Raw genomic sequence first — 7,429 nt, forward strand, 5'->3', positions numbered from 1 at the left:
GGGCGGGGCTCAGCCCCGCCGGCGGAAGAGGAGGTCGCGCACCACGTGCCCCTTGGCCAGGCCCTGCTGCTCGAACCTGGTCAGCGGCCGTCCGCCCGCCCGGTCCGACGCGAAACCCCCCGACGGCACGGCGTTGACGAAGGACCTGCTCGCGGTCAGCACCTCGAGCATCCGCTCCGCGTACGGCTCCCAGTCGGTGGCGCAGTGCAGCAGGCCGCCGGGGCGCAGTCGGGACGCGGCCAGCTCGACGAACTCGGGCTGGACGATGCGCCGCTTGTGGTGCCGCTTCTTGGGCCAGGGGTCGGGGAAGAAGACGCGGATCCCGATCAGGGAGCCCGGGTCGATCATCTCGCGCAGCAGTATGAGCGCGTCGCCGTTGGCCACTCGGACGTTGGTCAGCCCCTCGCGCTCGGCGAGCCGCAGCAGGTTGCCCTGGCCTGGGGTGTGCACGTCGATGGCCAGGATCCCGATCCCGGGATCGGCGGCGGCCATCTCCACCGTGGCCTCGCCCATCCCGAAGCCGATCTCCAGCACCACTGGCAGGCCGCCGAAGAGCGCCGCCAGATCGAGCCTCGACGCGCCGTCGACCTCGACGCCCCACCGCCGCCACAGCCGCAGCAGCGCGTCGCGCTGCGCCGGGGTGACCCGGCTGCGGCGCGGCTGGAAACTTCGGATGCGGCGCTCGTGCCGGTGCCCCGCCGGATCGGCGGCCGGCCCGACGCCGGGAGGAAACATGCTGGTGGAGTGCGGCTTGTCGGTCACAATAGGCCCGATTTTACGGCTTCACGGCCGGCCGCCACTGGCCTCGCCGGCCGGGCAGGCCGCTCCGTCCCGGCCGGTTGGGTGCCGGGCTTCGGCTGGGATGGCTGGCCTGGGCTCGCCGACCAGGTGGCCGGTGGAGCCGGAGCGGGCCGGTTTCGCCGAACGTTGGTTGGCCGGGTGGTCAGGGTCGGCGCCAGTGGCCTCGCCGGTCGGGCGGCCGGCGGTCAGGCGGCCGGCCTCACCGGTCAGGCGACTGTCACGCCAGCGCGGCCAGCGCTCGGCCGGCGATTTCCTGGCCGATGGGCAGGCACGCGGTGGCGGCGGGGGACGGGGCGTTGAGCACGTGCACGGTGTGCGGGTGCTCGGCGATGCGGAAGTCGTCGGCGAGGCTGCCGTCCGGCAGGACGGCCTGCGCGCGGACGCCCGCCGGCGCCGGCAGCAGGTCGGCCTCCGTGATGGCGGGCAGGAGCCTCCGCACGGCCGCCGTGAAGGCCCGCTTGGAGAGGGAGCGGACCAGCTCGCCCGCGCCGGCCCGCCAGTGGTGCGCCGCCATCCGCCACAGGCCCGGGTAGGTCAGCGCGTCCGCCAGCTCCGCCGGCCGGACCGTGCGCCAGTCGTACCCCTCGCGGGCCAGCGCGAGCACCGCGTTGGGCCCGATGTGCACCTCGCCGTCGAGGCCGGCCGTCAGATGGACGCCGAGGAACGGGAACGCCGGGTCCGGCACCGGGTAGACGAGGCCCCGCACCAGATGGGCCCGCTCGGGCCGCAGCCGGTAGAACTCGCCGCGGAACGGCACGATCCGCAGCCCGGGGTCGTCGCCGGCCAGCCGGGCGATCCGGTCGCTGTGCAGCCCCGCGCAGTTGACCATGGCCCGCGCCCGCAGCACCTCGCCGCGCTCCGTCCGCACCGCGACCCCGAGCCCCGGGCGCCGGTCGATCGCGACGACCCGCGCGCCCCGCCGCACGTCGACGAGCTCGGCCAACCGCCGCGCCACCGCGCCGAAGTCGCACTGCCCGGTGGTCAACACCCGGAGCGCCGCGAGGCCGTGGACGCCGGGCTCGTGCTCGGCCATCTGCGCCTGGCCCAACTCCCGCACCGGCACGCCGTTGCGCCTGGCCCGCTGGGCCAGCTCGTGCAGCCGCGGCAGCTCCGCGGGCGAGGTGGCGACGATCAGCTTGCCGGGTACCGCGTGCGGGATGCCGTGCTCGGCGCAGAACTTCTTCAGCTCCGCCGCGCCCCGCACCGCGAACCGCGCCTTGAGCGATCCGGGGCGGTAGTAGACGCCGCTGTGGATCACCCCGCTGTTGCGACCGCTCTGGTGCGCGGCGAGCCGCGGCTCCTTCTCCAGCACGGTGACGACAAGACCGGGACGGGCGGCGCGCAGCGCGTGGGCGGTGGCCAGGCCGACGATGCCGCCGCCGACCACCACCACGTCACAGTCGTAAGCGATGGCCTTCCGAGTCCGTGCCGCTGTCATGTGCGACATCATGCCGGAGCCGTCAGGAGCGGGCGTGCCAACTCCTGCAACTCCTTGACCGACGGCTCGTGCTGGTAGGGGGCGAGCCGGCTGAGCAGGTCGCGGACGTAGTCCGTGGTGCGCGCCGACGAGATGCGGCCGGCGACCTCCACGGCCCGGGCGCCGGCCGCGCAGGCCGCGTCCAGGTTGCCGGACTCCAGCTCGGCGACGGCACCGACCACCAGGCGCAGCCCGTGCGAGCGGACGAACTCCTCGGTCGGCTCGGAGAGCGCCTGCTCCGTGAAGCGCCGGACCTGGCCCGGCACCTTGAGGTCGATGTAGCACTCGGCGGCGTCGGCGGCGAGCCGGTCGTAGGTGTAGAAGTCCAACCAGCTGGGGTCGCCGTCCCCGTCCCGCGAGCGCTCGAGCCAGCCCTCGGCCGCGGAGAGCGCCAGGCCGCAGCCCGCCGCGTCCTGCGCCTTGGCGAGCGCCCGTGCCTCGACCGTGTGGAAGAAGCTCATGGTGCGGGCGGTGGCGAGCGAGCGGTTGCGCTCCAGGGCCGCCTGCGCCAGGTCGACGCCCTCGTCGGCGAAGCCGCGGTAGGTGGCCTGGAGGGACATCGAGGCCAGCACATAGCCGCCGAGCGGCACGTCGGCCGCGGCCCTGGCAAGCCGCAGCGCCTGGATGTAGTAGCGCTGGGCGGCCTCCTGCTGGCCGGTGTCGAACGCCATCCAGCCGGCGAGCCTGGTGAGCTCGGCGGTGGCGCGGAACAGGGAGCGGCCCACGTCGTCGCTGTAGCTGCCGAGCAGCAGCGGCGCGGCGTCGGTGCGCAGGCACTCCGGCACCATCGAGGAACGCCAGTCCCCGCCGCCGTACTTGGAGTCCCAGCGCCTGGCCTCCTCGGCGGCCTCGCGGAGCTTGGACACGTCGGAGTGGCCCACCCGGCCGAAGGTGCCCTCCTGGGGGGCCGGCGCCTCCCTGGCCACCGAGGCGTCCGCCGGGCTGATCAGCCAGCGCGAGACGGGCGTGGCGTAGGCGGTGACGGCGAACGAGCCCGCCAGCGACTGCCAGATGCCCTTGCCCGGGGTGACGTCGAGCCGGTACAGCTCCGTGGCGGACTCGACGGCGCTCGGCACGTCCCGCGGGAACGCGAGGCCCACCTCGGGCGCCGGGTCGGTGTCCGCCAGGCCGATCTCGTGTAACGGCACCGGGCGCCCCAGCTTGCTGCTGATGGCGGCGGCTATCAGATGGGGGGCTGAGCCCTGTGGCACCATGCCTTTGGTCACCCAGCGGGCGACGGACGTCTTGTCGTATCGAAGCGTCAACCCCCGTTGGGCCCCGAGATCGTTGACCCTGCGGGCCAGACCCGCGTTGCTGATTCCCGCAAGAGCGAGAACTGCCCCTAGCTTCTCGTTCGGCCCGCGTGGCTCCCTGGACATGCGCGTACCCCTGACACACCAACGGCAGCCCCACGACCAGCGCGGGGCCTTTCCGTGCCTCCGCCAACCCAGCGTAGTTCGGTGCCTGCTGACCGTTAAGGGGGTGGATCCCGGATGGCGGATTTGTGACCGTACGCGCGTACGAGCGCTTACGCGCCAGTGGATTGTGCTCCGGGCATGTGGCCGTGCGCCCGGGTGTGCGCTCTGGGCAGTACGAGGGGTCGGCGCTTCGATGTGTACCGCGTGGGTCGGCCCGCTGCCCCGAGGGCAGCACCTTGAAGGCGCAAGCGGGCCGGGGGAAGCCGCCGTCTCATTCCCCGCGGACGGCGGCCTGGTCCGGGAGGCGGACAGCGTCTCCCGGACCACAACGTCTCCTGCCCAGGGGCGATCGCCTCATGAGCCGTTCCCCAGCCAGAGTTTGGCCAATAATCGTCGGTCGGCGATCGCTTGGCGGTCGTTCGACGGTCGGCCCGCCGCGTCCGGGCCGCCGGCGCGCCGGACACCGTCGTACGACCCTTCGACCAACCGACGGATGTGTCAGGTGGTTCGCCATGTGCCGCGTCACATGGGGCGAACTACCTCCCCGGCATGCCCCGTTCCCGCCGGCCGCATGGCAGCATGGGCTCAACGACGGCGCGGTTTTTCAGTGTTCTTCCGTGGGGGAGGCGGCGATGCGGTGGTTGGTCGGGTGGTGTGGGGCCTCTGCCAGCGCTGCCCGTGACATCCAGCCGCTGGGCGCACAACTGCTGTGGGAGGGCCCCGACCCCCTGTGGGCGGTCGGCGACTGGCGGTCCGACGAGATCCGCCTCGTGTACGCCGACGGCGACACCCACCTCGCCGTCTTCGGCTACTGCGGCGCGGACGACGCCACCCTGCGCCGCTCGCTCGTCTCCGCGCGCGCCGGCGCGCTCCGCCAGCTCACCACCTGGCCGGGCGACTACACCGCCATCGCCCGCTTCGGCCGCCGCACCGTCATCCCGGCCGACCTCGCCGGCACCCGCCCCGTCTTCCACGCCGACTGGGCCGGCGGCTCCGCCTACGCCACCGCCGCCCTGCCGCTGGCCGACCTCACCGAGGCCCAACTCGACGTCGCCCACCTCGCCGCGCTGCTCGCGGCCCCCGAGTCCCCCGAGGCGCTCGGTACCGGCACCCCCTACCGGGGCGTGCACCGCGTACCGCAGGGCCACGCGCTGATGCTGCGCGAGGGCGGCAGCCGCGACGTCGTCGGCTACGAGCCCACCGCGCCCCTGGTCGTCGCCGCGCCCCCCGTCGAGCGGGAGGCCGCCGTCGCCGGCGTCAGGGACGCGCTCGTCGAGGCCGTCCGCACCCGGCTCGCGGCGCCCAGACACGCGCCCGCGCGCGACGCGGGGCCGGTGCCCGGCATGGGGCCCGCGGACCGGCGCGCCGCCCGCCTCGGCCCTGAGCCGGCGCCCGGCGTCGGCGCCGACCTCTCCGGCGGCAGCGCCTCAGCGACGCTCGCGCTGCTCGCCGCCGGACTGCCGGGCATGCCGGGCACCGTCTTCGGCACCGGCGCCACCCAGGCCGGCGAGCGGCTGCTCGCCGTCACCTTCAACGACCTCACGGCAGGCGGCATCGCGCGCGCCGCCGAGCTGGAGCGGGCCCGCGCCATCGCCGAGAATCCCCGGCTGCACCACGTGGTGGTGGCGGCCGGCGACGAGGCCCTGCCCTACGCCGACCTGGAGAACGGGCCGCTCACCGACGAGCCGGGCCCCTCGCTGATCACCGCGGCCCGCCACCGCCACCGGCTGGCCGCCGGTAGCGCCGACCACCTCGTCGGGCACGGCGCCCGCCAGGTGCTCGACGCGCACCCGGCCCGCCTCGCTGACCTGCTGCTCGACCGCAGACGCCGCCACCTGCTGCGCCCGGCCACCGCGCTGGCCAAGGCCAGCGGCGGGGGCGGCCGCGCGATGCTGGTGCCGTTCACCCTGTACCGGGCGGCGCGGCGGCTGGCCCGCACCCCCTACCCCGAGGGCCTCTCATCGGCCGCGCTGGCGCTGCGCAACACCATCGAGGGCCCGGACGACGACGCGCCGCACGCCGACGGCGCGCTCGGCGCCTCGCTGGCCGCCCTGGCCTGGTGCCGTCCCGGGCCCGCGGCCCGGTGGCTGACCGGCGAGGCGCTGGCCGAAGTATCGATTCGTCTGGAGGCGGCAGCGGCGCGCCCCCGCTCGGCCTCCGCCAGCTCCCGCCCCGGCGAACAGCGGGCCCGCGCCGTGCTGGCCAGGCACGCCGCCGACCACCGGGTCTTCGAACAGGCCGCCGAGGTCAGGCACCAGCGGCTGCACGCGCCCTTCTACGACAACCAGGTGGTGCGGGCGTGCCAGGCGCTGCCGGAGAGCCTGCGCGTGCAGCCGGGGGCGCGTGCGGACGTGTTGCGCGCCGTGCTGGAGGGCGCGGGGGTGCGCGAGCTGCCGCCGGGATGGGGCGCCACCACCCACGCGTCGCACGCCGAATCCGTGCGCGCGGGGCTTCGCGCCAATATCGGCGAGTTGGTGAACCTCTTCGACGCGCCCCTGCTCGCCGACGCGGGCCTGATCGAGGCCCGCGTCGTCCGCAAGGCGCTGCGCGCCGCCGCCCAGGGCGAACGCCTGCCGCTCGACGGCCTCGCCGAACTCGTCTCCACCGAGGTCTGGCTACGCCGCCTCCTCACCCGTCGCGGCTCCTGCTGGACCGCCGAAGGCAACCACGACCCCCGCGCCGTCACCAGCGGCGTCACGCTCTGACCTACCGGCCAGGCTGGCCGGTCCCCCACCGTGGTGGGTGCCCGCCCCGGCAGGCCGCCTGCCGATCTGCCGCGCCGGTGCCCGGCCGGTTCGCGTCGCCCCTGGTACCCCGACCGAGCGCTTGCTGCACGAGGCGTTCATCAGCGGCACGCGCTGGCGCGCGGCAGGGCCGCGGCTGGCGGCGGTGCGCATAGGCCTGCCGGCCGGGCCAGCCGGTCGGTTGGTGACCGTGACGGAACCCGGCCCGCCGGGCCGGCCGCCTTGTCCGGTGCAGCCGGCTCGCGCCGCGTGTGGCGTGGGCGCCTGCCGGCTGGTGCGGCCGCCCAAGTGTGTGGTCGGCGCATGCTGGACGAGTCGTTCCCAGCGCCCAGGCGCTGGCGCGCTGTCAGGCCGGCCAGGCCGCAACCCGCGCGCAGCGCGGGTGGGCCGGTTGTCCGTGGCCCGGCGAGGGCCGTTCGCGCTGGCGCGCCTCCGCGCGCCGCGTGGGCTCGGCCATTCGAGCCGGCAGGCCGATCCCGCAGGCCGGTACCGCTAGCCGCCGGCAGGCGACTCGCAGGAGATCTCCGAGTCGGCCCAGTCCGCCAGGGTGGTGGCGCCGAGCCAGCCTCGGCCCTGGACGTCGAGCCGCAGGGTCTCAACGCCGGTCAGCGGCACGCTCATCGGGACCGCCTCGTCGCCGCCCGACACCACCTCGGACTTCCAGAGCATCCAGTCGTCCCCGTAGACGCTGAACACCGCGGCGCCGAGGCCCGCCGCCAGGTCGTCGACGCCGACCAGCGCCCGATACGTCACGCAGGCCAGGTTCAGGTCGATCGTCACCGAGGACCAGCCCTCCACGGTGACCCCGTGGTCGTACGACCGGCCCCCGATCGTCAGGCCGTCCCGCTGCCACACGGGGCTGCTCCCCGCGAGCCGCACCGTCGGCGTCGTGCCGTCGCCGGTGACGTCGAACGCCAGGCTCCGCAGCTCGAACGGCGTCGGCGCCGGCGGCGGAGCCACCGGGGCGGGCGTCGGCTCCAGGGTGGGGG

5 protein-coding genes are annotated in these 7,429 nt (G+C 75.3%); 1 reads left to right on the forward strand and 4 read right to left on the reverse strand.

Annotated elements, in window-relative coordinates; all coding sequences use genetic code 11:
• Nucleotides 1–9: 9 nt before the first annotated feature.
• From trmB to E1265_RS30430, 3 genes are all read right to left on the reverse strand, one after another.
• Complete coding sequence (gene trmB / locus E1265_RS30420; protein WP_132934201.1) at nucleotides 10–735, reverse strand: tRNA (guanosine(46)-N7)-methyltransferase TrmB; 726 nt, start codon at nucleotides 733–735, stop codon at nucleotides 10–12.
• A gap of 283 nt (nucleotides 736–1,018) precedes the next feature.
• Nucleotides 1,019–2,239 carry an L-2-hydroxyglutarate oxidase gene (gene lhgO, locus E1265_RS30425; RefSeq protein ID WP_132934198.1) on the reverse strand — a complete coding sequence of 407 codons (1,221 nt, stop codon included), beginning with the start codon at nucleotides 2,237–2,239 and terminating at the stop codon, nucleotides 1,019–1,021.
• 8 nt (nucleotides 2,240–2,247) lie between these two features.
• Nucleotides 2,248–3,657, reverse strand: a complete 1,410-nt coding sequence (locus E1265_RS30430) for an MFS transporter (protein WP_132934199.1) — start codon at nucleotides 3,655–3,657, stop codon at nucleotides 2,248–2,250.
• A gap of 671 nt (nucleotides 3,658–4,328) precedes the next feature.
• Here E1265_RS30430 and E1265_RS30435 point away from each other — a divergent pair.
• Complete coding sequence (locus E1265_RS30435; RefSeq protein ID WP_132934200.1) at nucleotides 4,329–6,401, forward strand: asparagine synthase-related protein; 2,073 nt, start codon at nucleotides 4,329–4,331, stop codon at nucleotides 6,399–6,401.
• A gap of 531 nt (nucleotides 6,402–6,932) precedes the next feature.
• Here E1265_RS30435 and E1265_RS30440 read toward each other — a convergent pair.
• A partial coding sequence (locus E1265_RS30440; RefSeq protein WP_207931273.1) for an NPCBM/NEW2 domain-containing protein occupies nucleotides 6,933–7,429 on the reverse strand: 497 nt, incomplete at its 5' end.

The sequence above is a fragment of the Streptomyces sp. 8K308 genome (assembly GCF_004348315.1).
Classification (GTDB): domain Bacteria; phylum Actinomycetota; class Actinomycetes; order Streptomycetales; family Streptomycetaceae; genus Streptomyces.